The following is a 25,464-nucleotide window of genomic DNA, read 5'->3' on the forward strand; positions in this document are numbered from 1 at the left end:
CACTCGATCGCGGCCTCGTCGCCGCGCTCGTCGAGATGGCGGTCGAGGCAGTTGGCCGAGGCGTTGAGTTCGCCGCCCGTGAACCACTCGAAGAACGGCGGGTTCGAGCCGTCGAACGTCTGGTCGTACTCGGTCTCCCAGTCGAGCATCTCCGCCGCCCCCTCCCAGCAGTCGGGCCAGTTCTCCTCGAACTCCTCGTAGACGCCCGGATCGGCGACGTTTGCCTGCTCGACGAACGATTCCGGCGGCTCGAACACGTCCTGCGCTTCGAGCCGCGCTTCGAGTTCAGTGTCTTCCTCTCCCATGATCTACCATCAACGATCCCCCACCACCCACCATAAACGGACGAGCTAATTATCCAAAGCCGACGGGTCAAATCATCCCGCGGGGGTCAGCGATCGGCCTCGCCGGACGGGAGATCGTCGAAGAACGCAGTGAGCAGTTTCCCCTCCGCATTTCGGAGGTGGTTGTGGAGCGTGGGCGAGGAGACGCCGACGGAGTCGGCGAGCTCCTCCGCGGTCGAGTCCCGGGGCCACTCGAAGTAGCCGGCGTGGTAGGCCGCCCGGAGCACGGTCGCCTGCCGGTCCGAGAGCCGGTCGGCCAGGCGCTCCCGGAACCCGGCCGCGGTCTCGGCGGGGTGGTCCGTCCGGCGCTTCGCGAGCAGCGCCACGTCGGGGTGGACCGCGGTCACGGCGTCGACGGCCGCCCGCACGTCGGCGTCGCCCGCGAGTTCTCCCGTGAGCGTCGCCGTCCCGCCGGTCGCGACCAGCGAGTGCACCCGACCGCCGGCGTCGAGCAGCGCCATCGCCGGGGTGTCGGTCACCACGACCTCGACGGTCGCGCCGTCGCCGTACTCCGCCAGCACCCGAACGTCGTCGACGCCGTCGGCGGCTTCGGCCCGATCCATCACCGCCTCGGCGCCCGCTCCCTCCACGTCGAGGTAGTACAGCAGCAACCCGTCGTCCACCGGGACGACCCCGGAGAGTTCGACCCGGCAGTCGAGCGCCGCCGAGAGGTCGGCCACGACCGACGCGCTCGCCGGACAGCGGAAGTCGAGTTCGACGACCGCGTCGGCGAGCAGCAGGCGCTTGCGCTCGACGGCGGTCAGCGCGTGGCCGACCTGTCCGGCGAGCGCGGTCAGCGTGTCGGTGGTCCTCCCGTCGGACTCGACGGTCGTCCCGAGCGCCAGCACTCCCGCCGAATCGTCGGTCGGCACCGGAACGATCACCACCGGCCCGTTCCCCCCGTCGACCTGCCGGATCTCCCCGTCGGCGACGGCGGCGTCGACGGCGTCGCCGTGGTCGTCCAGATGGCGGCGGACCGTCCGTTCGGCGACGCCGGCGATCGCCTGCAGCGTGAACGCGTCGCCGACTCGTTCGGCCAGCCACGCGAACCGGACGCCGGTGACGCCGGCGAGGCGCTCACACGCCGTCGCCGCCACCGCCTCCTGGCGGTCGCCGTCGCCGAGTTCGCCCGCGAGGTCGACTGATGCGTCCAGGAGCCCGTTGGTCAGGCCAGCGGGATCCCCCGCTTGCGACGCCGAGCCGCTGGCCTCGGCGCCGGCGACCGCGTCGATCAGGTCGTCACGGTCGGGATCGGGGAGGACGGGGGCGAGACTGTCCAACCGCTCCCACCCCCCGAGTTCGACGACCGTTTCCGGGGAGACACCGTCTTCGAGCAACTGCGCGGCGAAGTGCCGGCGGAGGTCCGTCGCCGAGGCGTCGACACCGGTGGTGCGGTCGATCACCTCCCCGAGTAGCATCGACAGCCGGCGGCCCGACACCGGGAACAGCGCCTCGTCGTCGTCGATCCCGTTGCTCGCCGCGTACTGTCGCAGGTCGCGAGCCACGTCCGCCGGGAGCGCGGTCTCGCGGGTCTCGTCCGTCCGGTCCGTGTCGAACACCGCGAGCAGGTGGCCGCCGCCGTGTTCGAACGCGTCGCCCGGCCGGACGCGCGCCTGCTCGGCCGGTCGGAGTCCGGCCTCGCCACAGAGGCGGACGACCAACTCCTCGCGGTGGGTGCGCGCCGCCTGCCGGACGCGCCGGTAGTCCTCGGCGTCGAGCGACATCGGTTTCGATCTCCTCGCCGTTCCGAAATAAGTCCACCGAACTATCGCTCCAGGGGGACCGACTATCCTCCGGTATCGGCGCAGTAGACGTAGTGAAACCCGTTTCGGATACTCACACAAACCGAAACGAGTCGAGTCAGGGGTCGTCCGGGGTCCGGGACTGGAGTTCGCCGACGATCTCGGGGTTGCGCAGCGCCGAGGTGTCGCCGAGGGCCGCGCCGTTGGCCACGTCCTCCAGCAGTCGGCGCATGATCTTCCCCGAGCGCGTCTTGGGGAGATCCGGCGTGAACACGACCGCCTCGGGGACCGCGACGCCGCCGACGGCGTCCTCGACCGCGTCGCGGACGCGCTCCCGGAGCGTGGCCTCGTCGACGCCGTGCTCGGGCGCGACGTAGGCGTAGATGGCGCTCCCGGTCGCCTCGTGGTCGGCGCCGACGACCGCGGCCTCGGCGACGCCGGGGACGCCGACGATGGTCGACTCGAGCTCCATCGTGCTGAACCGCCGGCCGGCGACGTTGACCGCCTCGTCGGCGCGCCCGAGGAAGGTGACGTAGCCGTCGTCGTCGACGGTCGCGGCGTCCTCGGGGTGGTAGCGCCAGCCGTCGCGCCGGGAGACGGCGTGTTCGCCCCAGTCGGTCCCTTCCGCCAGCGCGACCGGCATCCCCGGCCACGGGCGAGTGACGACGAGCTCGCCGCGCTCGCCCGGGGCGACCGGGTCGCCGGTCGGGCCGACCACTTCGGCTTCGATCCCGGGCAGTGGCTTGCCGGCGGCGCCGGGCTTCATCGCGTCGACGCCCGGCAGCGTCGAGACGAGGATGGCGCCGGTCTCGGTCTGCCACCAGGTGTCGACGATCGGGCAGTCGCCGCCGCCGATGTGCTCCCGGTACCAGTGCCAGGCGCGCTGGTCGATCGGTTCGCCGACCGTGCCGAGCAGGCGGAGGCTGGAGAGGTCGTGGCGCTCGGGGTACTCAGCGCCCCACTTCATGAACGCCCGGATCGCCGTCGGCGCGGTGTAGAACACGTCGACAGCGTGGCGGTCGATCAGCTTCCAGAGCCGGTCGCGCTCGGGGTGGTCGGCGGTGCCGGCCGACAGCACCGTGGTCGCGCCGAGCGCCAGCGGGCCGTAGACGACGTAGGAGTGGCCCGTGATCCAGCCGATGTCGGCCGCACACCAGTGGGTGTCCTCGGGCCGGATGTCCAGGACCGACTGGGCCGTCCACGCGACGTGAGCGAGGTAGCCGCCCGTGGTGTGGGTGACGCCCCGGGGTTCCCCGGTGGTACCGGAGGTGTAGATGCGGAACAGCGGGTCGGCGGCGGCCCTCGGGACGGGGTCGACTGTCTCGCCCTCGTGGGCGTCGACGAGGTCGTCGTAGTCGTGGTAGCCGTCGCCGAGGTGGACGCCCTCGCCGAGGTGATCCAGCACGACCACTTCCACCTCGCGGTCGACCGCGAGGCGGGCGTTGTCGGCCTTGTTCTTCTGGGCGATGGCGTCGCCGCGGCGGTAGTAGCCGTCGCAGGTCAGGAGGTACGCCGAGTCGGCGCGCTCCATTCGGTCGGCCAGCGCGTCGGCGGAGAAGCCCGCGAAGACGACGTTGTGGACCGCGCCCAGGCGGGCGCAGGCGAGCATCGCCGCCGGGAGTTCGGGCACCATCGGGAGGTACAGCGTCACCACGTCGCCCGCCTCGACGCCGAGGTCGCGCAGCCCGGCCGCGAGCGCGTTCACCTCGCGGTAGAGTTCGAGGTAGGTGTAGCTCCGGCGCTCGTCGAGTTGCCCCTCCCAGACCAGCGCGCGCTGGTTCTTGCGCTCCGGGAGGTGCCGGTCGAGGCAGTTGACCGAGGCGTTGAGTTCGCCGCCGGGGAACCACTCGAACGGCGGGGCGTCGCCACCCCGGAACACGGTCTCGTACTCGGCCTTCCAGTCGAGCAGGTCGCCGGCTCGGTCCCAGCAGTCGGGCCAGTCCCGGTCGAACGAGTCGTAGATGCCCGAGTCGGAGACTGCCGCGCCCTCCCGGAACCACGATGGGGGGTCGATGGCCGTCGCCGGCGTTCGCGTCGGGTCGGCGCCGTCGCCCGTCATCGTGTGTCACTGCCGGGGTGAGGGAGATAAGTTTCCCGCTCGGGGTTGCCCTCGCCCGTTCCTCCACCGGCCGAGTAGCAACACCTATCGGGCGAGCGCCCCACGCCGCGACCATGATCGACGAGACGGTCGCCGAGATCCGGGAGATGCGGAGCCACTCCTCCTCCGCGGTCGCGGTGAAGGCCGCCACCGCGCTCCGGGAACTGCTCGACCGCGAGTACGCCGCCGCCGACGCGTTCGACCGCGATCTGGAACACAACGCCGGCGCGCTCCGGCGGGCGAACCCCTCCCACGCCTCGCTGCACACCGCGATGCGGAGCATCACTGACGCGGTGCTGGGCGAGGCCGACACGCCCGAGGAGGCGAAGGAACTGCTCGAGGACGCCATCGAGGACGCCGTCGAGCGCGTCGACGCCGGGAAGCGCCGCGCGGCCGCCCACGCCGCCGAGACGTTCGAGGACGGCGAGACGATCCTGACCCACGACTACTCCTCGACGGTCCTCGAGGCGCTGGAGACCGCCTGCGCCGAGGGCTGTCACCTGACCGCCTACGTCACCGAGGCCCGCCCGCGCTACCTCGGGCGCAAGACCGCCCGCACGCTGGCGGGGATGGACCGCGTCGAGTCCCACCTGCTGGTCGACAGCGCCGCCGGCTACGTGATGGACGAGATCGACCGCGTCGTCGTCGGCATGGACTGCATCGTCGAGGACACGCTGTACAACCGGATCGGCACCTACCCCATCGCGGCCGTCGCCGACCGCGAGGACGTGCCCGTCACCGTCGTCGGCTCCTCGACGAAGGTGATCGACGAGTTCCGCTTCGAGAACGAGTTCCGCGCGGGCAGCGAGGTGATGCGCGAACCAGTCGAGGGCGTCGAGATCGAGAACCCCGCCTACGACGCGACGCCGGTGGAACTGGTGGACACGCTCATCACCGACGAGGGGGTCGGCGAGCCGTAAGTCGGGGACTCCGGCGCTCTCGCTTCGCACACGACGGGGTGCCGAGACCCGTCCCGTCGCCTACGCGAGCCGTTGGGTGGGTTCCCGGTTCAGAGAGTCACTCCGATCCCCGATCCCGTGTTCTTCGAGCGCGGGTCGACCTGTGCGAGGCCGCGAACCACGGCACGGTGGCCTGATCGGACGGCTACCGTGCCGGATACCGCGGCGTCTTCGGCGCCGCGATGCGTTCGACCTCCTCGTCGGTCAGGTCGACGTCGAGCGCGCCGAGGTTCTCCCGTAGCTGCTCGCTGCTCTTGGGGCCGATGATCGGGGCGGTCACGACGTCCTGCGCCAGCAGCCACGCGAGACTCACCTGTGCGGGCGTGGCGCCGTGGTCGTCGGCGACCGCGCGGATCTCCTCCAGGACCGCCCAGTTCGCCTCGATGAACTTGTCCCGGACGTGGTCGCTGACCTCGCCGCGGGACCCCTCGGGGGCGTCGGCGTCGCGCTCGTACTTCCCGGTGAGGAACCCGCCCGAGAGCGGCGACCACGGGATGACGCCCACGTCCTCGCCCTCGCAGACGGGCAGGAGGTTCGCCTCCTCGTGGCGCGCGACCGCGGAGTACTCCGGCTGCATGCAGGTGAAGCGGCTGTAGTCCTCGATGTCGCTCGTGTACAGTGCCTTCGTGAACTGGTAGGCCGACATCGTCGAGGCGCCGATGTAGCGCACCCGCCCGGTCTCGACGAGGTGGTCCAGCGCGGCGAGGGTCTCCTCGATCGGCGTGTCGTCGTCCCAGTGGTGGATCTGGTAGAGGTCGATGTAGTCGGTGCCGAGCCGGTCGAGGCTGGCCGCCACCTGATCGAGGACGTGCTTGCGGGAGAGGCCGGAGCCGTTCGGCCCGTCGTGCATCTCGCCGCGGACCTTCGTCGCCACGACCAGTTCCTCGCGGTTCCGGGAGTCGATGGCCTCGCCGACGATCTCCTCGCTCTCGCCGGTCGAGTAGACGTTCGCGGTGTCGAGGAAGTTGATCCCCGCGTCCATCGCCTCGTGGAGCAGGTCGAGGCTCCCGTCGCGGTCGTTCATCATCCACTCCGACCCGGAGCCGAAGTTCATACAGCCGAGACAGAGCCGTGAGACCTCCAGCCCGGTCGATCCGAGCCGGGTGTACTGCATATCGGTCATGCACGGGGGTTAGCGCGGTGGGGGGATAATGGTGAGCGTCGCCGCCCCGCCGGCTCAGACCGTGTCCCGATCGGTGTACGTGTAGCGCCGCGCGATCTCGCCGTCCTCGAACTCGTGGAAGTCCGCGAAGCCGAGTTCGACCGTTTCGCCGTCCTGCTCGCCGCGGAACGTCCCGCGGACCGCGACGGTGTCGCCGTCCGGAACGACGGCGTGGAGTTCGTGCGTGCCGTTCGAGAGCGGGCGCTCCTCCTCGTAGAACCGCCGGAGCGCCGCCTCCCCCTCGATCGACGCCTGCCCGGGGCGTTCGTAGACGACGTCCTCGGTGAACAGCGCGACGAGTTCGTCGTAGTCGCCGGCGTCGACCAGGTCGTAGTAGCGTCGTGCGGTCGCTTCTGGGCTCATGTGTGGTCGTTGGTGGGCACGGAATTGAGTGTTGTCCCGCAAACGGGGTTGAAAGCGTGCCGCGGCGATCAGTCGGCCGCTCGGTAGACGGTCGCCGACGGGATCAGTCGTCCACCGGAGCGGGCTCCCGGCCCGGGAACACCACACCCTCGCGACTCTCGACGAGCTTCCAGCCCGCGAGGGCAGCCGCGAGGAAGGCCATCGAGGAGCCGACGGCGAAGGCGGCCGCGTAGCCGACGACGCCCGCGAGCCCGCCGATCACGACCGGGCCGAACACGCCGCCGATGCCCTTCGCCGTCGAGCGCAGGCCCATCAGCTCCGACTCGCGCTCGTCGGGTGCCACGTCGCCGATGAACGCCAGCGCACCAGTCGTCATCGCCGAGAAGGCGGCGGCGATGACGACGAACGAGAGCCCGGCGATCACCAGCCGCAGCGGGCCGGAGAACAGCGTCGCCGCGGCCGCGACCAGCGCGAACAGCCCCGACCCCACCATCCCGACGACGACCAGCGGCTTGCGCCCCCAGGCGTCGGCGACCCGGCCGAACAGCAGCATGAACACCATCTGGCCGGCGGGGTTGATCGCCAGCAGCGTGCCCATCAGGAACTCGGAGATCCCCAGCGTCTCGGGGAGGTACACGGGCATCAGCCCCATCAGCCCCATGACCGTGCCGTTCCGGAGCGCGAGCGCGACGTAGAGCATCCAGAGCCCGTTCCGGCGCAGGTGGTCGCGGTCGTCGACGGCCGGCAGCAGGCGTCGGCGGACCTCCGCGAGCAGTTCGCCGACGGTCGGCTGGCTGTCGGGCTTGGGCGCGACGCTGTCGTCGAGGAAGACGACCACGAGCGTCGACAGGAGGCTGACGGCGACGATGACCGAGTAGACGCCCTCGGGCGCGAGCAGGCCGAGCAGCATCCCAACCGCGAGCTGGCCGCCGGTGAAGCCGGTGGCCCGCGCGGCGTTGAAGAAGCCGAGCGAGCGCCCCCGGTCCTCGTCGCCGCCCCGGGCCGAGACCACCGCGAGCATTACCGGCGCGAAGCCGACCGCGAACACCGCGTAGAGCCCGCGGCTGAGGATGGGGACCCAGACGCCCGAGAACAGGAAGAGCGGGGCGAGCGCCAGCGTCGCGCCCAGCCCCGTCGCCACCAGTACCGTGCGACGCCGTCCCGTCACGTCGGCGACGGCGCCCCAGAACGGCGAGAAGACCGTCATCCCCAGGAAGTAGGCGGTGGTGACCAGCCCCACCACCAGCGCGGAGGCGTCGTTCCGCCCGAGGTAGAACGCCAGCCCCGTCCCCAGGAGGATGCCGGAGCCGAACCGCGTGGCGGCGGCGACGGCGATGAGCAGGCGCTGACGCGTGTCCGCGGAGAGCACAGTCGCGGTTGGGGGAGGGAGCCTAAAGCCCGACTGATCCCGGCCAGTTTCGGGCGGCGGAGAAGGGTACACTCTTTTCGCCCCCGCTCGGACTCGCGTCCATGAGCGAGCCGGACATCCTCCTGTTGCGCCAGAAGATCCACGGGCTATCGGTCGACAACTACGCCGACGCGATGCGCGAGCGCCTCCCCGACGCCGAGGTCGCCGTCGCCGAGACGCCCGAGCAGGAGCACGAACTGATCACCCACGCCCGGATCGTCGCCGGCTTCACCATCGACGACGACCTGCTGGACCGCGCCGAGAACCTCGAACTGTTCGCCTGTTCCTTCGCCGGCACCGGCCACCTCCCGATGAACGCGCTGGAGGAGGCCGGCGTCGCGGTCACCAACGCCTCGGGCGTCCACGGGCCGAACATCTCGGAGTACGTCATCGGCGCGCTGATCTCGCTGGCGCGGGACTTCCCCCGCGCGGCCCGCCAGCAGGAGGAACACGTCTGGCAGTCCTACGGCAGCCGGGAGCTCCAGGGTTCGACGGTGACCGTCGTGGGCCTCGGCGCGATCGGGCAGGCCGTCGTCGAGCGCCTCGAGCCGTTCGGCGTCGACACCATCGGCGTGCGCTACACCCCCGAGAAGGGCGGCCCGACCGACGAGGTGCTCGGCTTCGACGAGATCCACGACGCGCTCCGGCGCACGGACGCGGTCGTGCTCGCCTGCCCGCTCACGGACGCGACCCGGAACCTGCTCGACGACGAGGCGTTCAAGACGCTGCCGCCGCACGCCCACCTCGTCAACGTCGCCCGCGGGGGCGTCGTCGACACCGACGCGCTCGTGAACGCGCTCCGGAGCAACGACATCGACGCCGCGTTCCTCGACGTGACCGACCCCGAGCCGCTGCCGGCGGACCACCCGCTCTGGGGGTTCGACAACGTCCGGATCACGCCGCACAACGCGGGCCACTCGCCGGAGTACTTCGAGCGACTGGCCGCCATCGTGGCGGCGAACTACGAGGCGCTACAGGACGGCGACGCGATCGAGAACCGCGTCGTCTGAACCGGTCGACTCAGACCCAGCCGTCCTCGACCAGCAGTTCGCCGTTGAGCACCGACGCCCCGGCGGCGCCGCGGATCGTGTTGTGGGCGAGACAGTTGTACCGGATCCCCTCGGCGGTCTCCCGCAGCCCGCCGGCCGAGATCTGCATCCCCTTGCCGCGCATCCGGTCGAGCCGCGGCTGCGGACGTTCGGGGTCGTCGAAGACGTGGATCGGCTGCCCGGGCGCCGACGGCAGGTCGGCGGCGTCGAGGCTTTCGAGCGCCTCGTGGACCTCCGCAGCACTGGGGTCCTCGTCGAGTTCGGCGAACACGTTCTCCAGGTGGCCGTCAAGTGACGGAACCCGGTTGCAGGACGCGGAGACGTCCACTTCGTGCAGCGAGAGCTCGCCGTCGTCGACGCTGCCGAGCAGCTTCCGGGACTCGGTCTCCATCTTCTCCTCCTCGCCGCCGATGTGGGGCAGGACGTTGTCGATGATCTCCATCGACGTGACCCCGGAGTAGCCGGCGCCGGAGACCGCCTGCAGGGTGGCGACGTGGACGCGATCCAAGCCGAACTGATCGAGCGCGGCGAGGGTGGGAACCATCGTGATGGTCGAGCAGTTGGGGTTCTTGACGAGCGCGCCGTCCCAGCCGCGCTGCTCGCGCTGGGTCTCGATCAGGTCGAGGTGGTCGGGGTTGACCTCCGGGATCGTGAGGGGCACGTCCTCGGCCATGCGCTCGTTCGAGGAGTTCGAGGAGACGACGTAGCCCGCCTCACAGAGTTCGGGTTCGACCTCGGCGCCGACGCTCGAGGGCAGCGAGGAGAACAGCAGGTCCAGGTCGTCGGGGAGCGCGTCGGGGCTGGTCTCGCGGACGGTCATCTCGGCGATCCCCTCGGGGATCGGGGTGTCGACGCGCCACTTGGCGGCGTCGCGGTAGGACTCCCCGGCGCTGTCGGGGCTGGCGGTCACCGCGGCGATCTCGAACGTCGGGTGGTCGTCGAGCAGTTGGACGAATCGTTGCCCCACGGCGCCGGTGGCGCCGAGGAGGCCGACACGGACAGACATTACCACGGCATCGGAGAGGCGTGCCTAAGTGCGTTCGGGTCCCCGCCGCGAGAGGGCGATAGCGGCGGGATTTCGAGGGTTTCGGGGTAATCGTGGGTCGACGGTCACGGATCGTCGAAGCAGCGACCGTGTGGCTGATGGATCCTCGACGCGGCGACGATCGGGGGCGTCGTCCCCGGTGGAACACCCCGAACTCGGGTCCCCCGCCGCGTACAGTTCCCCAGCAGCGTTACCGGATGTACTACGCGCTCACGGTCGACGTCGACGCCACAGGACGGTTCGGAGGCGCCGGACGACTGCGACGACCTCGGCGCTCCTTTTAACCCGCTGCGTCGAGTAGGTTCAGTTCGCGCCTCTAGTCCCCACCCGAGTACTCCCGTCAGGGAGCGATGACAGCGTGGCGAACCCGGGCGCGGCACACCGTCGCGAGAGCGACCGCCCGCCGGGGCGTACCCGGCCGCCCGGCACGAGGGTTAGCCAGCCGACGCGGCACGCAGCCCCGGAATGAGGCTGGCAGTTAGTGTTCCGGGCGACACTTTCGAACATCCTATAGAAGATTGTACGTAAAGAACATGGACCACTTCAGCTACCGTCATCGTTGGACGGGATTCTTCCGTATCGACGCCTCTTTCCACCCGGATCTGTGACAACAGTCGATGATGACGAGCCCGGGAAGAGGTCTACCGGGAGTACTCACGTCCGTCGGGTTCGGCCGTCCATGCTGCATCCACCGTGCGAACGAACGGCGTCCTGTGTTTCAGGGTAAAACGATACGTCTCAGCGTTCCTTCGTGGGGGATGCGGACTCCCCGTCCTGATGTGCTCGGACGAAGGCCCGGCGGAGGACCGTCAAGAGCACGTACGTTTCGTATTTTTGGGTCCGACAGTGCTCGCAGGGTTGCATCTCTGTCGTGATCCCGTCGATCACGTCGTCGTACTCGTCGGTCAGCGTGGCGAGTACTCTCTCGATCTGTGGCTGGACCGCGTCGATCATCTCCTCGATAGCAGGATCGGCTGATTCTGGCAGCGAGTACGAGAGGACGGTCGTGTTTGCCCCGTAGTATTTCGTTGTCCCACCCCGCCCCTCCTCGAATCGAACCACATCGACGAGGCCGGCGTCCCGAAGTTCGTTGATGTGGTGGCGCACGGTGTTTTCGGTCCGGTCGATCCCGCGGTCAGCGAGGCGCTCGTGTACGTCGCTCGCCGTCAGCGCTTCGTCAGCGAGAGCGTCGAGAATCATCGCCCGCATCGGTTCGTCGATGGCGTCAGAGACCCGCGTATCTCGAACGGCAATGTCCTCAAGGTCGTGACCGACATCGGACTCGCTCATACGTGAACTAACGGCCTGTACACGCTAAGTAATAACGACCGCCGTTCGAACTTCGCTTGCCGCCCGCTCTCAGGGGACTTCTGAAAGCCCTCGACGGCTCGTTTGTCCGTTCAAACAGCTCGTATCTCCGCTCAAACATATCATCTAAAAAATACTTAGGGGGATCCGGGTGCTACGTTGAACTGCAATGAGCGAAACGACGCAACTCCGCGTGATGGACTTCGACTGTCCGAGCTGTGCGAGCACCGTCGAACGCGCCCTGTCGAATCAGGAGGGCGTCGAAGACGTCGAGGTACACTACTCGACCGGTCGTGTCGAGATCGACTACGACGACAGCGTCGCCGACCCCGCCACGTTCGAACGGACCATCGAAAACCAGGGCTACACGCCCCAGCCCGCCTGAGGAGAAGAGCCATGGATACCCAATCAGTCAAACGATACTATCGCAAACGTCGGAAGGTCATCATCGTCGCGGTGAGCGGCCTGCTGTACGCCGGCGGCTGGACCCTCGGCTACCTCACCGCCCTCGATACCGCGAGTGCCGCCATACTCGTCCTCGCAGCTATCGTCGGCGGCTACGACATCGCCAAGACCGCCTACCACGAGGTCAAAAGCCGGACGCTCGGCATCAAGACGCTGGTGACGCTGGCCGCCGTCGGCGCGATCGGTATCGGCTCCTACTGGGAGGCCGCCGCGGTGGTCTTCCTGTTCGCGCTGGGGTCGTACCTCGAGGGGCGGACGATGCGCAAGACGCGCAACGCCCTCGAAGAACTGCTGGAGATGACGCCCGACACGGCCACCGTGCGCCGCGGCGGCGAGCAACGGGAGGTGCCTGCCCGCGAGGTCGAAGCGGGCGAGGTCGTCATCGTCAAACCCGGCGAGAAGATCCCCGTTGACGGCGACGTCGTCGACGGGGAGAGCGCCGTCAACCAGGCCCCGGTCACCGGCGAGAGCGCGCCCGTCCACAAGGCCGACGGCGACGAAGTGTACGCCGGCACCATCAACCAGGAAGGCTCACTGGAGATCGAGACGACGGGCGCCGGGTCGGACACGACGCTCCAACGGATCATTCAGCGCGTCGAGGAGGCCCAGGAGGCCCAGTCCCCCACGGAAAGCCTCATCGACCGCTTCGCCAAGTACTACACGCCCGGTGTGATCGCACTGTCCATCGGGGCCTACGCAGTCACGCAGAACGCGATCCTGTCGCTGACGCTGCTGGTCATCGGTTGTCCCGGGGCCCTGGTGATCGGGCCGCCGGTCAGCATCGTCTCCGCGATCGGCAACGCTGCCCGAAGCGGCGTTCTGATGAAGGGCGGCGAGCACCTCGAACGGGCCGGCAAGATCGACCTCGTCGCCTTCGACAAGACGGGCACGCTCACGAAGGGCGAGACGACCGTCGCCGACGTCGCCGGGTTCGACGCCGAAGTCAGCGAGGTGCTGGAGCTCGCAGCCGTCGCCGAGAAGAAGAGCGAACACCACCTCGGCGACGCCATCCTCGAGGCGGCACAGACCCGACAGGGCACCGTAACCGATGGCGGGACGACGATCTCCCGGCCAGACGACGACTCAGCAACCACGGACGCGCGGTCGCTCCCTGACCCGGAGGATTTCGACGTGGTCGCCGGGAAGGGCGTCGTCGCTCACCACGACGGCCGCGAGATCGTCGTCGGGAACCGCGCACTCCTCGACGAGCGGGGGATCGAGCTCCCCGACGAGGTCGCGGAGTACGTTCGCAAGCGCGAGGAGCGCGGCGAAACTGCCGTCCACGTCGTCCGCGACGGCGTGGTCGTCGGTGCGATTGCGCTCCGGGACGAACTGCGCGAGGCCGCGCCCGGCGTCGCCGCCCAACTGCGAGACGCGGGCATCGAGACGGTGATGCTCACCGGCGACAACGAGCGCACCGCCCGCGCGGTCGCCGGGGAGGTCGGCATCGACGACTACCGCGCGGAACTGCTCCCCGAAGACAAACAGGCGGTCATCGAGGAATACCGCGAGGCGGGTCACGTCGTGGCGATGGTCGGCGACGGCATCAACGACGCGCCGTCGCTGGCGACTGCCGACGTCGGCATCGCCATGGGCGCCGCCGGGACCGACACCGCCATCGAGACGGCGGATATGGCGCTGATGGCGGACGACCTCGAACGCATTCCCTACGCGGTGACACTCAGCAAGGCCACCAGATGGAACATCTACGAGAACGTCGGCCTCGCGGTGCTGACGGTGACGATCCTGCTGGCAGGGGTCCTGACGAGCTACGTCACGCTCGCGCTCGGGATGCTCGTCCACGAGGCAAGCGTCCTCGCCGTGATCGGCAACGGGATGCGGCTGCTGCGGTACTGAATCGAATCACAGACCGGCGACTACGACCGACTCACAATGTCAGAGAACACGACTCGGACCGGCACGAACCGTACCGACTCGAACATGGCCGTCGAATACGACGTCGAACCGATTCGGATCCGTGACCCCGTCGCGGAAGCGCTCGCCGTCCTCGATCCCGGCGACCCGTTCATCGTCACCTACGAGGACGTGGTGACGGCGGCGGGCCACTCCTGCCCGACCGCGTCGGGAGCCTATCGCATCGCCCAGATGGGCCTCGACGCGCTGTACCCGGACGATCTCCCGGTCCGAAGCGAGGTCGAGGTACTCGCTGCGGGACCGCGTGACGACGCCACGTACGGCGTGATGGGACGCCTCATCTCGTACGTGACCGGCGCGGCCCAGGAAGACGGCTTCGGTGGGCTCGCCGGCGGCTACGGTGATCGCCGGAACATGCTGACGTTCGACGCGTTCGACCCCGATAGTGCTGCCCCGACGTTCCGCTTCCGCCGGACCGACACTGACGAAACCGTCGAGGTGACCTACCACGTCGGCGACGTTCCGGATGGCGGGCCAGCACTCGGCAACCTCCAACGGATCATCGAGGGGACGGCGAGCAACGAGGACCGCGAGCTGTTCGCCGACGTGTGGCACGGCCGCGTCCGGAGTGTCCTCTCCGACGACTCGCTGTTCACTGTAACGACCATCGAACACTAACCACGGAACGCTCGTTTCTGGTTCCACCGGTCCTACCCGTAGAAACTCGCCCGGTAGGGTTCCGGGCGACTCTTTAAACGAAAAAGACACTGCTGAAAGAAAACCGACTCGGTGCGAACAGGAAACGGTGGTTTCGACCGGCCGAAACCCCGAGTATACGGGTTTTCACGGATACAAGATTTATCAGTGTCGCCGCCCTAGCTACGGACAGCGATGAGCACCCAGAAAACCGCCCGCCAGCAGGCCGGTACCGTCGAGGAGAATCCCGTCCGCATCGACGTCGAGAAGGCCGAGCAGATCGTCGACGCGCTCAACCGCGACCTGGCGTCGACGTACGTCCTCTACCACCAGGTTCGCAAGCACCACTGGAACGTCGAGGGCGCCGAGTCCGGCGACCTGCACGACTTCCTCGACCAGGCTGCGGCGACGCTCGAGGACCACGCGGACGCCATCGCCGAGCGCGCGCAGGCGCTCGGGGGCGTGCCCGTCGCGGGCCCGGCCGCACAGGAGGAACACGCCTACGTCGAGTTCGAGGGCGAGGACGTCTACGGCATCCGTGACTCGCTCGAAGCGGACCTCGAGGCCTACGGCGACGTGATCGAGAACGTCCGCGAACACGTCGGGCTCGCCACGGACCTCGGTGACTACGCGACCGCCGAACTCCTCCGCGAGGTGCTGGAGGACCTGGAGGACGACGCCCACGACATCGACCACTACCTCGAGACCGACACGCTCGTCCAGGGGTAACCGTGTCCGAGCCCAAACGCGGACGGCTCGTCCGCGAGTTAGAGGGCGGGACCGTCCGACAGGACCGCGGGACGGTGGACGGGAACCCGGTCCGCCTCGACGCCGGGGCGGCCGCCGAGATGGTGGAGGCACTGAACGTCGTCCACGCGGGCACGTTCAACCTCTTCTATCTCGTCCGGAAACACTACTGGAGCGCCGAGGGCGCGGAGTCCGGAGCCGTCGCCGACTTCCTCGGGGAGGCCTACGGGCGACTCCGCGGGATCGACGACGCGGTCGCCGATCGAATCACGGCGCTGGGCGGCGTTCCGGTGAGCACGCCGCCGGAGATCCAGGAGTACGCCCCGGTCCACCTCGAGGCCGAGCACCTCTACGGTCTCCGCGCTTCCCTGGAGGGTGATCTGGCGGCGTACGCGACGCTGGCGGCGAGCATGCGCGACGCCGTCGACGTGGCGGCCGGGATCGACGACGAGGCCAGCCGCGAACTGCTGGAGGACCGGCTCGAAACCATCGAGGACGACGCCCACACCATCGAGCGCTTCGTCGAGGACGACTCGCTCGTGGAGGTGGACCGATGAGCGCGCCACACCTTCGACGCCCGGCCGATTCGGAACTGCGCCGTGAGTGGAGCGAGGTCGGCGAGAACGAACTCCGCCTCGACCCGGAGGCCGCCGCGGTGGTGATCGAGGACGTGAACCGGTGTCTCTCGGGGCTGTACATCCTGTTCAACCAGCTCCGAAAGCACTACTGGACCGTCGAGGGCGCCGAATTCAGGCAGGTCGAGCAGCGACTGCGGGACCGGGCCGACCGGCTCAGCGACCTGACCGACGACCTCGCGATCCGCGTCCACGCGCTGGGTGGCGTCCCGGTCAACGGCCCGATGGGTATCCGCGAGCACGCGCCGATGCAGATCGAGGCCGGTGACGTCTACGGCGTGCGCGACGCACTCGCGAACGACCTCGACGGCTACGCGACGCTCGCGGTCGTGTTCCGCGAGGCGATCGAGACCGCGCTCGAAGTCGGCGACGAGCGCACGGTCGAAACGCTGCAGGAAGGGCTACTCGCTATCGAACAGGACGCACACGCCGTCGAACGCTACCTCGGGGACGACAGCCTCTAGCGGCGGATTGTGACCGTCAGGTCCGTCGAGATCCAGCCGTCCTCGTTGCCCTCCTCGGTGAACACGGTCCGATCGGTCGAGAGACAGTGGGTGTTCACGACCGGCAGATCGTCGGCCGCCGCGTTCTGAACCCGCTCCTTGGTCGGCATCGACTCGATTTAGGGCTGCCTAAAGACAAAAGCCTTCGGATCGCGGCGGCGAGCTACATCGCCCCGTCGGGATCGCGCTGCTGGGTCATGATGACGCCGCTGACCAGCATCAGGATCGCGAGCGCGACCATCCCCGCGTCCCAGCCCATGCCGGCCGTTCCGGCGGTGGTACCGCCCATGGTTCCGCCGTCCATCCCGCCGTTCATGCCGCCGCCCATCCCGCCGGTCACCCCCGTCCCGACCAGCACCTGGTTCAGCAGCATCAGAACCGAGTAGCCGATCATCAGCGGACCGCTGGCGTCGCCGAGTCGGTCGGCCGAGCCGGTCAACAACACGGCGCCGTGGACGATCACGACCACCCCGAGGAGCGCCATCAGCCAGCCGCTCGTCCCCATCGCCGTCGCCGTCGACGCGCTCCACAGCGAGTAGCCGCCCGAGACGACCGCGATGGCGGCGCCGTACAGCCGCGTGTCCGAGACCATACGGGCGATCGGGCCGGCAGTCGCTTAAACGCCCGCCCCGGCGTGCCGTCGCCGGCAGGGCTATTCCCGGCGCGCCCCCATGTGCGGCCATGTCGTTCGACCCGAACCGCGTCACGACCGTCACGTTCGACTCCTACAGCACGCTCGTCGACGTCGAGGCCGCGGAGACCGCACTCGCCGACCGCGTGCCCGACCCCGAACCGGTCTCGGCACTGTGGCGCTCGCGCTCGCTGGCGTACACGTTCGTCGCGAACCAGATCGACGCGTACCAGCCGTTCTACGAGATGAACCGGGACGCGCTCCAGTACGCCCTCGACGCCCACGGGATCGAGATCTCGACCGAGGAGCGCGACGAGATCCTCGCGGTCTACCACGAACTCGACGTGTTCGACGACGTCCGCGCGGCGATCGGGCGCCTCCGTGACGGCGGTTACGACACCTACGTCGTCTCGAACGGGAACCCGGAGATGCTGGCGTCGATGGTCGAACACGCCGACATCGCCGACCTGGTCGAGGACACCGTCAGCGCCGACGAGGTGGCCACGTTCAAGCCGGCCGCGGAACTCTACCGCCACGCCGCCGCCCGGACGGGGACGCCGATCGACGAGATCGCCCACGCCACGGCGGGCTGGTTCGACGTGCTGGGCGCGAGCCACGCGGGGATGCAGGGGGTGTGGGTCGATCGGAAGGGCGACCCGTGGGACGGCTTCGCCGGCGACCCCGACCTGACGGTGGAGGGGCTTCACGACCTCGCCGACGAACTGGGCGTCTGAACCGGGAGGAAAACGATCCGCGGGGCGAAGGGGAGGGCCGAAGCGGGGGACTACTCGTGGCGCAGCGCGTCGATCGGGTCGGTACGGGCGGCGTCCCACGCCGGGTAGATCCCGGAGACGATGCCCACGCCGACGCCGACGGCGATCGCGATCGCGAACCACTCGGGCGCGAACGACACCGGGAGGTCGATCAGCTCCGCGGCCGCGTAGCCGCCGGCCAGCCCGACCACCGTCCCGAGTACCGAGCCGATGACGCCGAGGATGATGGACTCGACGAGGAACAGCTGGACGACGTCGCGGCGGGTGGCGCCGACGGCCTTCATGATCCCGATCTCGCGGGTGCGCTCGGTGACGCTGACGAGCATCATGTTCGCGATGCCGATGGCGCCCACGAGCAGCGAGATCACCGCGATCCCGGTGATGAAGTTGGTGAAGGTGCTGAGGATGCCCTGGATCTGCTCGACCAGCGCGTCGTTGGTCGTGAGCGAGACCTCGTAGGACGCCGGTTTGAGCTGGCTGGCGTCGGACTCGTTCCGCAGGTAGTCACGCGCCGGCCCCTCGACTGCGCCCACCTGCTCGTAGCTGGCCGCCCGGATCGTGAGCTGCGGGTAGGCCCGCTGGCGCTCGCCGGTCGCCGGGCTCTCGGCGGTGGTCGTGTAGAACGGGTCGGTCGGGACGTAGATCGCGGGCGTCCCGCCGCCCCCGCCGACGGCGGCGAAGCCGGTCGACTCGTTCAGCACGCCGGCGACGGTGAGCGTCCGGGAGTCGTTCTCGGCGAACTCGACGGTGATCTCGTCGCCCGCGGAGACGTTCCGCTCGAACATCCGCGCTGCGGCGGGGTTGAGCACGGTCTCGTTCGCCCCCGCCGTGAACGGGCCGCCGTCGGCGAACTCGTCCTCGTCGAAGGAGGCGGCGGTGGTGGCGGTCACCGCCGGCCACCTGATCCGGTCGTCCCGGTACTCGAGCCCCGCGATCCCGACTTGCCCGGTGGGGATGACGGCGTCGACGCCCTCGATGCCCTGTAGCTGCTCGATGTCGTGCTCGGTGAACACCGGGATCGACTCGGCGGAGCCGGGGCCGCCCTCGGGGCCGCCTGCCGGCCCGACCGTGGCGGCGATGTCCGGGCTGGAGGTGGCGACGTCGCCGACGATCGCGGCCTGCAGGCTCGCCCCCAGCGTGACGAAGGTGATGACCGAGCCGACGCCGATCACGACGCCGAGCACCGTCAGCACGGAGCGGAGCCGGTGGCCGGTGATCGCGCGCCAGCTCATCCGGACGCTCTCGAGGACGTTCATCGGTTCGCCTCCCCGGCGATCCGGCGCTCGGCGATCTCCTCGATCTCCTCGATCTCCCCGTCGAACAGGTGGACGATCCGCTCGGCGTGTTCGGCGACCAGGCGCTCGTGGGTCACCGTCAGGATCGTGTTGCCGGCGGCGTTGAGCTCCTCGAACAGCGCGAGGATGTCGGCCTCGGTGTCGCTGTCCAAGTTCCCCGTGGGCTCGTCGGCGAGGACGATCGCGGGGTCGTTCGCGAGCGCGCGGGCGATCGCGACCCGCTGGCGCTGGCCGCCCGAGAGCTCGTTGGGCTTGTGGTCCATCCGGTCGCCCAGTCCCACGCTCTCGAGCAGTTCGGTCGCGCGCTCGCGGCGCTCGCTCCGGCCGACGCCCTGGAACGTCATCGGGAGTTCGACGTTCTCGCGAGCGGTCTGTTGGGGCATGAGGTTGAACGTCTGGAACACGAACCCGATCTCGTCGCCCCGGAGGCCGGTGCGCTCGGCGTCGGAGAGTTCGGTCACGTCGACGCCGTCGACCTCGACGACGCCCTCGGTGGGGGTGTCCAGACAGCCGACGACGTTCATCAGCGTCGACTTCCCGGAACCGCTCGGACCCATCACGGCGGTGTAGGAGCCCCGCCCGATCGTGAGGGAGACACCGTCGAGCGCGTGGACCGTCTGGTCACCCATCCGGTAGGTCTTGCGAACGTCGTGCAGTTCGACGGCGGCGTCGGTCACGTGTCCGCCCCCGTGTCGTCGGCTAGCAGGACCTGTTCGACGTAGCTTTCGAGCGCGTCGCGGGCGGTCGTCGCGGCCCGATCGTCGCCGCCGGTGACCCGCCGCGTCATCGCGCCGGCGACGGTGGTGCCGACGAACTCGGCGACGCGCTCCGCGTCCACATCGCGGAACGTGCCCGCCTCGATCCCGTCCTCGATCACGTCGACGAGGTGGTCCTGGAACGCCCGGTCGTGCTCGGCGAACTGCTCGCTGTAGCGCTCGTCGTGGGCGGCCTGGGCCCGAAGCTCGACCATCGCGGCGGTGAACCCGCGGTGCTCCGCGGAGAGTTCGGGGGGAAGCATCGCGTCGACCAGGGCGTCGAGGCGCTCGCGAGGGTCGTCGTCGGCCGTCTCGGGGACCGACGACTCGTGTTCCTCGAGCATGAACTGCAGGAAGGCGAGCAGCAGCTCGTCCTTGTCGTCGTAGTGGTGATAGAGCAGCGACTTGCTCTTCCCGAAGGACTCGGCGATGCGCTGGATCGTCAGCCCGGCGTAGCCGTGTTCACACAGTGCGAGGTACGTCGCCCGCATGATCGACTCCCGGGTAGTCTCGGGGTTCGCCAGGAACGGCGGTGTCTCCCCCATACTGATCGAACGTTCAGTCAGATAGATATGCGTGTCGGTTCGCGGACTACTCGAGTCGGGGGGCGGTTCCCGGCCCACTCAGGCCGAGTCGGAGTCGGCCGTCGCGAACTCGGTGGTACACCAGTGACAGAACTCGAGGTCGGCGTCGACCTCCTTCCCGCAGTTGGGGCAGGTGACCGTGTTCGCCTCGCCCTCGGAGACGATCGGCACGTCGATATCGGGATCGACGCCGGTCCCGGTGTTCTCACGGTACGCGAGTAGGAACGCGTCGAGGGCGCCGATCAACTGGACGACCATCGCGGGGTAGAGGTCGGCCCGGTCGGCCACCGCCTCGCCGGCGCTGATCGTCTGCAGGGTTCCCTCCGGCACGAACGCGACGGTCGCGGCGAACGCCAGCGCGATCCAGCCCAGCCCGCGCAGCCAGCGGCGCAGGTAGAAGTGGCCGAAGCCGGTCGCGAGCGTGCCGAGCACCCCGGCCAGATACGGGCGTAAGCGCTCCGGAACCAGCGACATACCGTCGTGGAACGGCCGGTCGGCAAAAGGGGTTCCGTCTGTGACCGCCGCCGTCGGGCCGGTCTCCTCCCCGACTGAACGACCGTTCAGCGAAGTCGGAAGGGTTAACCACAAGCTGTTAGTACGAGAGTACAGACAGATGTCCAGCCAGAGTGCGGCGAGCGATCGGAGGTGCGGATGAGGGGGGTCGACACCGTCGTCGACGCCGTGATGGACCACAGCAAGGTGGTCATCGCGGTGATGCTGGTGCTGACCGTCGTACTGGGTAGCGGGGCCGCGATGGTCGAGCAGACCTCCTCGCTGGATCAGTTCCAGAGCGAGTCGCCGGAGGGCGACGCGCTCGACTACGCCGAGGAGAACTTCTCGACCGGCGACGAGGCCACCACGACCGCGCAGGTGATCCAGCGCGACGACGACGTGTTGGACGAGGGGTCGCTGGTCGGCTTACTCGAGTACCAGCAGTCACTCCACGACAACGAAACCGTCAACGCGACGCTCTCGGGCGATCGGCCCACCTCGAGCATCGCGAACGTGATCGCGATCGCGTCGATCACCGCCGAGGAGGGCGAGGACGTGCAGCGGACCGCCGCCGAACTGCAGGCGCTCAACGAGAGCGTGAGCGAGGAACGCGCGGCGATCGAGCAGCGCAACGAGACGTTGACTCGGACCGCCGGCCTCCTCCGTACGGGGCTGACGACGCTGCGGGAGAACCCTAACGCGAGCGTCGACGCCGTCTTCGCGGACGTGCAGGCGAACACGAGCGTCGAGTTCACCGACGAGGACGCCGCGACGTTCGAGCAGGCGGCCCAACAGCTCCGGAACGCCGAGTCCGAGGAGGAGGTCCAGCAGGCGTACCGGCTCGGGACGCGTGGCGTCCTCGAGGACCAGTACGCTACGCTGCAGGAGCGCTCGCAGGAGCTCCAGGCGGACGCCGAGCGCCTGCAGGAGTTGGCTGACGAACTCGAGACCGAGCGACAGCAGTACCGCAACGCCTCCAACGCGACGCTCGCTGAGCAGCAGGAGGAGATCCGCTCGATGAACGAGTCGGAGCTCCACGACACCATCCAGCTAGTGCTCGGTGAGGACGCCGGGAACGACGGCGGCGAGGGCGTGGGGACGTTCGCGCTCATGCCGACCGACTACGAGCCCGGCTCGACCGAGGCCGAGGCCACGATGCTGATCGTGACGATGGAGGGCGAGGGCTCGGCCTCGCAGGGGACCGCCGGCGAGGACGTGACCGACGCCCAGCTCGCGATGCAGGAGCTCGGTGAGGACGCCGAGGGCGGCGAGTACCTCGTCTTCGGCGCCGGGATCATCTTCGACGAGATCAACAACTCGATGGCCGACAGCCTCCTGATCGTCGGGCCGCTGGCGATCGTCTTCGTGCTGATCGCGCTGATCGTCGCCTACCGCGACGTGCTCGACATCCTGCTGGGGCTGTTCGGCATCGGCGCGGTGCTCGCGTGGACGTTCGGCTTCATGGGCTGGACGGGGATCGCGTTCAACCAGATCTTCATCGCCGTCCCGGTGCTGTTGATCGGGCTCAGCATCGACTACGCCATCCACATCTTCATGCGCCACCGCGAGGAGCGCGGGAACGCCGGCGGGAGCGCCCCCCGCGGCTCGATGCGGACCGCGCTGGTCGGCGTCGGGATCGCGCTGCTGTACGTCACGGCGACGACCGTGATCGGCTTCCTCTCGAACCTCACCAGCCCGGTGCCGCCGATCCGCGAGTTCGGCATCGTCAGCGCCGCGGGGATCACCGCGGCGCTGCTGGTGTTCGGCCTGCTGATCCCGGCACTCAAGGTCGAACTCGACGAGTTCCTCGAAGCCCGCGGCATCGACCGACGGAAGCAAGCCTTCGGCACCGGCGGCGGCGCGTTCTCGTCGGTGCTCGCCGTCGGCGCGACCGCCGCGCGCAAGAGCCCGTACCTGGTCATCGTCGCCGCGCTGCTGCTCAGCGCCGGCGGCGGCTACGGCGCGACCCAGGTCGACACCTCCTTCGACCAGACCGACTTCATCGCGGAGGACCCCGACGACTGGATGAAGGACCTCCCCGAACCGTTCGCCCCGAGCACGTACACCGCGAAGGCGAACCTGGAGTACGTCAACGACAACTTCGTCCGGCAGGACTCGCAGGCACAGATCCTGATACGCCAGAACAGCTCCGGCGCGCTCACACAAGACGACGTGTTGGAACGCGTCGCCGCCGCCGAGCGCGAGGCCGCCGCCCAGGAGAACGTCACCCAGACGCTCTCGAACGGTGAGGCACGGATCGAGAGCCCGCTGTCGGTGATGGAGTCGGTGGCCGCCGAGAACGAGTCGTTCAACGAGAGCTTCGTCGCCGCCGACACCGACGGCGACGGCGTGCCCGACCGGAACCTCGGCGTGCTGTACGACGACCTCTACGAGGCCGCGCCGGACCGCGCCGCGGGCGTGATCGAGCGCGACGACGGCGAGTACACCGCCATGCGGATCGTGGTCTCCGTGCAGGGCGGCGCCGGCGGCGACGCGGTGACCGAGTCGATGCGGTCGGTCGCCGACGAAGTCCGTGGCGACGGGCTGGACGCGACCGCCACCGGCAGCGCAGTCCTGAACAAGATCGTCCAGGACCAGCTGCTCGAGACGGTCGTCGAGAGCCTGCTCATCACGCTCGTGGCGACGTTCGTCTTCCTGATGATCGCCTACCGGATCACCGAGGGCAGCGCGACGCTGGGCGCGGTGACGCTGCTTCCCGTCGCGTTCAGCGTGACGTGGATCCTGGGGACGATGCACCTGCTGGAGATCCCGTTCAACGTCATCACGGGGATGATCACCAGCCTCACCGTCGGGCTCGGGGTCGCCTACAGCATCCACCTCTCCGAGCGCTACAACCAGGAGCTCGAGCGCACCGGCGAGATCTGGACGGCGATGGAGCGCGCGGTCACCGGCACCGGCGGCGCGCTGCTCGGCTCGGCGGCCACCACGGTCGGCGGCTTCGGCGTGCTGGTGTTCGCGATCCTGCCGCCGCTCCAGCAGTTCGGGCAGATCACCGGGCTCACGATCGTCTACGCGTTCCTCGCGAGCGTGCTGGTGTTGCCCTCGCTGCTCGCAGTCTGGACCAAGTACGTCGGGCCCGACGGCGTGTTCCCCGCGCCCGACGACGGTGACGCGCCGACGGGCGCCGGCGCCGCTGTGGCGGGCGACGGCCCGCGAGCGGAACGACGCCTCGACCGCCGCGTCGTCGCGCCCGGCGAGCGGGTCACGGTGACCCTCGAGACCGCCGGCGTCGACGGCCGCGCAGTGCTCTACGAGCGCGCCGGCGAGGGTCCGACCGTCGAGTCAGCCAGCCCGGAGCCGGTCCGGACGGCCGAAACCGACGAGGTGGTCTCGGTCGCGTTCGACGACGAGAACCCGACGCTGCGGTACACGACCGGCGTGCCCGCGGAGGCGGGCGACGGCGACCGGCTCGGCTTCGACGGCGCGCTGGTGGTCGACGGCGAGTACTACCCGGTCGACGGCGCCGAGGCGGTTGAGGTCGTGGCGGACGTGTTCGAGCGCGTGACCGCATCCGGGACGGTCTCGGCGGCGGACCTCGACGACGCCTACGAGAGCTTCGACCAGGGCACGCTGAGCGAGGGACAGCTCAACCGCGTAAACCAGGCCTGGACCCGCGAGGAGGAGTGATGGACGACGCCGACGCCGCGGCGGCGCTGACCGAACTCGGGCTGTCGACGTACGCGGCCCGGACGTTCGTCGGCCTCCAGAAGCTCGGCGTCGCGAGCGCCAGCGAGATCGCGCAGGTCGCGGACGTGCCCCGGTCGCAGGTGTACGGCGCGGCCGACGAACTGGAGGAACTCGGCCTGATCGACGTCCAGGAGGGCTCGCCCACGCGCTACCGCCCGGTCGACATCGACGAGGCCCGGGAACTGCTGTACGACCGGCTGCACTCGACCACCGAGGGCGCGTTCGATCACCTGGAGACCGTGCGCGGCCAGCAGGCCCCCACCGACGACCGGGAGGCCATCTGGACGACCGAGGGCCGGGAGAACGTCACCGCCCGGGTCACCTCGCTGGTCGCGGGCGCGGACGAACGGGTGCTGTTCGCGACCAGCCGCCCCTCGCTGCTGTCCGGCGACGTGGCCGACGGGCTCGCCGACGCCGACGCGGCGGGCGTGGACGTGATCGTCGCCAGCGCCGACGCGGCCGTGCGCGAGGCCGCCAGCGAGGCCGGGCTCTCGGCGGTCGCGGTGGCGGACGCGACGCCCGAACTCAGCGTCGGCCGCGTGCTGCTCGTCGACGACGACACGGTGTTGCTGAGCGTCCGACCGACCGCCGAGATGCAGTCGGTCGCCGACGAGTCGGCGTTCTGGAGCGACGGGACGGGGTTTGCGCGCGTGCTGGCGGCGGTGATCCGCCAGGCGTTCGTCTGAACCTGAACCTCTTTTAGGAGGGTCCTCCCTCGCTTCGCTCGGTCGAACCCCCTAAAACCCGTTCATGCCAAAAAGCCGGCCTCGCCCGCTCGGCCGGGGAACCGCTCGCTTCGCTCGCGGATGCTCACATCCTCCCGACAG

Annotated in this window: 25 protein-coding genes; 11 read left to right on the forward strand and 14 right to left on the reverse strand. The window is 69.3% G+C overall.

The features are described 5' to 3' along the window. From BMZ83_RS00005 to BMZ83_RS00015, 3 genes are all read right to left on the reverse strand, one after another. On the reverse strand, nt 1-305 hold a 305-nt coding region (locus tag BMZ83_RS00005), incomplete at its 3' end, for an acetyl-coenzyme A synthetase N-terminal domain-containing protein (RefSeq protein ID WP_281243247.1). Between the two features lie 86 nt (nt 306-391). After that, nucleotides 392-2,068 carry a bacterio-opsin activator domain-containing protein gene (locus BMZ83_RS00010; protein ID WP_074874340.1) on the reverse strand — a complete coding sequence of 559 codons (1,677 nt, stop codon included), beginning with the start codon at nt 2,066-2,068 and terminating at the stop codon, nt 392-394. A gap of 136 nt (nt 2,069-2,204) precedes the next feature. Next, a complete protein-coding gene (locus BMZ83_RS00015; RefSeq protein ID WP_074874342.1) occupies nt 2,205-4,145 on the reverse strand; it encodes an acetate--CoA ligase in 1,941 nt (646 codons plus the stop codon). A 113-nt stretch (nt 4,146-4,258) separates the two neighbouring features. On the opposite strand from BMZ83_RS00015, the gene BMZ83_RS00020 reads away from it, so the two are divergent. Then, the gene (locus BMZ83_RS00020; RefSeq protein ID WP_074874344.1) at nt 4,259-5,104 is read left to right on the forward strand and encodes a translation initiation factor eIF-2B; all 846 of its coding nucleotides are present in this window, start codon (nt 4,259-4,261) and stop codon (nt 5,102-5,104) included. Nucleotides 5,105-5,288: 184 nt separating this feature from the next. Here BMZ83_RS00020 and BMZ83_RS00025 read toward each other — a convergent pair whose 3' ends face one another. From BMZ83_RS00025 to BMZ83_RS00035, 3 genes are all read right to left on the reverse strand, one after another. Next, a complete protein-coding gene (locus tag BMZ83_RS00025; RefSeq protein ID WP_074874346.1) occupies nt 5,289-6,266 on the reverse strand; it encodes an aldo/keto reductase in 978 nt (325 codons plus the stop codon). A 54-nt stretch (nt 6,267-6,320) separates the two neighbouring features. After that, nucleotides 6,321-6,668: a nuclear transport factor 2 family protein gene (locus tag BMZ83_RS00030; protein WP_074874349.1), complete on the reverse strand. Its 348-nt coding sequence runs from the start codon at nt 6,666-6,668 to the stop codon at nt 6,321-6,323. 103 nt (nt 6,669-6,771) lie between these two features. Next, nucleotides 6,772-8,037 carry an MFS transporter gene (locus tag BMZ83_RS00035; RefSeq protein ID WP_166623234.1) on the reverse strand — a complete coding sequence of 422 codons (1,266 nt, stop codon included), beginning with the start codon at nt 8,035-8,037 and terminating at the stop codon, nt 6,772-6,774. A gap of 101 nt (nt 8,038-8,138) precedes the next feature. On the opposite strand from BMZ83_RS00035, the gene BMZ83_RS00040 reads away from it, so the two are divergent. Further along, nucleotides 8,139-9,086: a D-2-hydroxyacid dehydrogenase gene (locus BMZ83_RS00040; RefSeq protein WP_074874351.1), complete on the forward strand. Its 948-nt coding sequence runs from the start codon at nt 8,139-8,141 to the stop codon at nt 9,084-9,086. A 10-nt stretch (nt 9,087-9,096) separates the two neighbouring features. On the opposite strand, the gene asd is transcribed toward BMZ83_RS00040, so the two are convergent. Both asd and BMZ83_RS00050 read right to left on the reverse strand, forming a co-directional pair. Further along, complete coding sequence (asd, locus tag BMZ83_RS00045; RefSeq protein WP_074874353.1) at nt 9,097-10,131, reverse strand: aspartate-semialdehyde dehydrogenase; 1,035 nt, start codon at nt 10,129-10,131, stop codon at nt 9,097-9,099. A 777-nt stretch (nt 10,132-10,908) separates the two neighbouring features. Further along, nucleotides 10,909-11,460: an ArsR/SmtB family transcription factor gene (locus BMZ83_RS00050; RefSeq protein ID WP_074874354.1), complete on the reverse strand. Its 552-nt coding sequence runs from the start codon at nt 11,458-11,460 to the stop codon at nt 10,909-10,911. Nucleotides 11,461-11,647: 187 nt separating this feature from the next. Here BMZ83_RS00050 and BMZ83_RS00055 point away from each other — a divergent pair, with 187 nt between their 5' ends. From BMZ83_RS00055 to BMZ83_RS00080, 6 genes are all read left to right on the forward strand, one after another. Continuing rightward, nucleotides 11,648-11,863 (forward strand): heavy-metal-associated domain-containing protein, encoded by a 216-nt coding sequence (locus BMZ83_RS00055; protein ID WP_074874356.1) that lies wholly within the window; start codon nt 11,648-11,650, stop codon nt 11,861-11,863. 11 nt (nt 11,864-11,874) lie between these two features. Next, nucleotides 11,875-13,800, forward strand: coding sequence for a heavy metal translocating P-type ATPase (locus BMZ83_RS00060; RefSeq protein ID WP_074874358.1), 1,926 nt, complete (start codon nt 11,875-11,877; stop codon nt 13,798-13,800). A gap of 36 nt (nt 13,801-13,836) precedes the next feature. Further along, entirely contained in the window at nt 13,837-14,496 is a 660-nt protein-coding gene (locus tag BMZ83_RS00065) for a hypothetical protein (protein WP_074874359.1), read from the forward strand. Between the two features lie 213 nt (nt 14,497-14,709). Continuing rightward, nucleotides 14,710-15,243 carry a DNA starvation/stationary phase protection protein DpsA gene (gene dpsA / locus BMZ83_RS00070; RefSeq protein WP_074874361.1) on the forward strand — a complete coding sequence of 178 codons (534 nt, stop codon included), beginning with the start codon at nt 14,710-14,712 and terminating at the stop codon, nt 15,241-15,243. A gap of 2 nt (nt 15,244-15,245) precedes the next feature. Then, nucleotides 15,246-15,818: a ferritin-like domain-containing protein gene (locus BMZ83_RS00075; protein ID WP_074874364.1), complete on the forward strand. Its 573-nt coding sequence runs from the start codon at nt 15,246-15,248 to the stop codon at nt 15,816-15,818. After that, a complete protein-coding gene (locus BMZ83_RS00080) occupies nt 15,815-16,360 on the forward strand; it encodes a ferritin-like domain-containing protein (RefSeq protein ID WP_074874367.1) in 546 nt (181 codons plus the stop codon). The genes BMZ83_RS00075 and BMZ83_RS00080 overlap by 4 nt, the downstream gene beginning before the upstream one ends. Here BMZ83_RS00080 and BMZ83_RS16660 read toward each other — a convergent pair. Next, the gene (locus BMZ83_RS16660; RefSeq protein WP_166623235.1) at nt 16,357-16,509 is read right to left on the reverse strand and encodes a hypothetical protein; all 153 of its coding nucleotides are present in this window, start codon (nt 16,507-16,509) and stop codon (nt 16,357-16,359) included. The two genes, BMZ83_RS00080 and BMZ83_RS16660, sit on opposite strands and share 4 nt — an antisense overlap. 53 nt (nt 16,510-16,562) lie before the next feature. Further along, the gene (locus BMZ83_RS00085; protein ID WP_074874369.1) at nt 16,563-16,991 is read right to left on the reverse strand and encodes a hypothetical protein; all 429 of its coding nucleotides are present in this window, start codon (nt 16,989-16,991) and stop codon (nt 16,563-16,565) included. Between the two features lie 89 nt (nt 16,992-17,080). Between BMZ83_RS00085 and BMZ83_RS00090 the strand changes: the two genes are divergently transcribed. Further along, on the forward strand, nt 17,081-17,764 hold the full coding sequence (locus BMZ83_RS00090; protein ID WP_074874372.1) for a haloacid dehalogenase type II: 684 nt from the start codon (nt 17,081-17,083) through the stop codon (nt 17,762-17,764). A 50-nt stretch (nt 17,765-17,814) separates the two neighbouring features. On the opposite strand, the gene BMZ83_RS00095 is transcribed toward BMZ83_RS00090, so the two are convergent. The 4 genes from BMZ83_RS00095 to BMZ83_RS00110 form a co-directional block, all read right to left on the reverse strand. Beyond that, nucleotides 17,815-19,059, reverse strand: coding sequence for an ABC transporter permease (locus BMZ83_RS00095; protein ID WP_074874374.1), 1,245 nt, complete (start codon nt 19,057-19,059; stop codon nt 17,815-17,817). Beyond that, nucleotides 19,056-19,727 (reverse strand): ABC transporter ATP-binding protein, encoded by a 672-nt coding sequence (locus BMZ83_RS00100; protein ID WP_079990082.1) that lies wholly within the window; start codon nt 19,725-19,727, stop codon nt 19,056-19,058. Before BMZ83_RS00100 ends, BMZ83_RS00095 begins: the two co-directional genes overlap by 4 nt. A 44-nt stretch (nt 19,728-19,771) precedes the next feature. Then, nucleotides 19,772-20,398 (reverse strand): TetR/AcrR family transcriptional regulator, encoded by a 627-nt coding sequence (locus BMZ83_RS00105; protein WP_074874378.1) that lies wholly within the window; start codon nt 20,396-20,398, stop codon nt 19,772-19,774. A 78-nt stretch (nt 20,399-20,476) separates the two neighbouring features. Further along, on the reverse strand, nt 20,477-20,911 hold the full coding sequence (locus BMZ83_RS00110; protein WP_074874380.1) for a DUF7575 domain-containing protein: 435 nt from the start codon (nt 20,909-20,911) through the stop codon (nt 20,477-20,479). A gap of 177 nt (nt 20,912-21,088) precedes the next feature. Here BMZ83_RS00110 and BMZ83_RS00115 point away from each other — a divergent pair, with 177 nt between their 5' ends. Continuing rightward, nucleotides 21,089-24,577, forward strand: coding sequence for an MMPL family transporter (locus BMZ83_RS00115; protein ID WP_074874382.1), 3,489 nt, complete (start codon nt 21,089-21,091; stop codon nt 24,575-24,577). Further along, nucleotides 24,577-25,323, forward strand: coding sequence for a TrmB family transcriptional regulator (locus BMZ83_RS00120; RefSeq protein ID WP_074874385.1), 747 nt, complete (start codon nt 24,577-24,579; stop codon nt 25,321-25,323). The genes BMZ83_RS00115 and BMZ83_RS00120 overlap by 1 nt, the downstream gene beginning before the upstream one ends. Nucleotides 25,324-25,464: the final 141 nt, after the last annotated feature.

This window comes from Halolamina pelagica, from assembly GCF_900115675.1.
In the GTDB taxonomy this organism is placed as follows: domain Archaea; phylum Halobacteriota; class Halobacteria; order Halobacteriales; family Haloferacaceae; genus Halolamina; species Halolamina pelagica.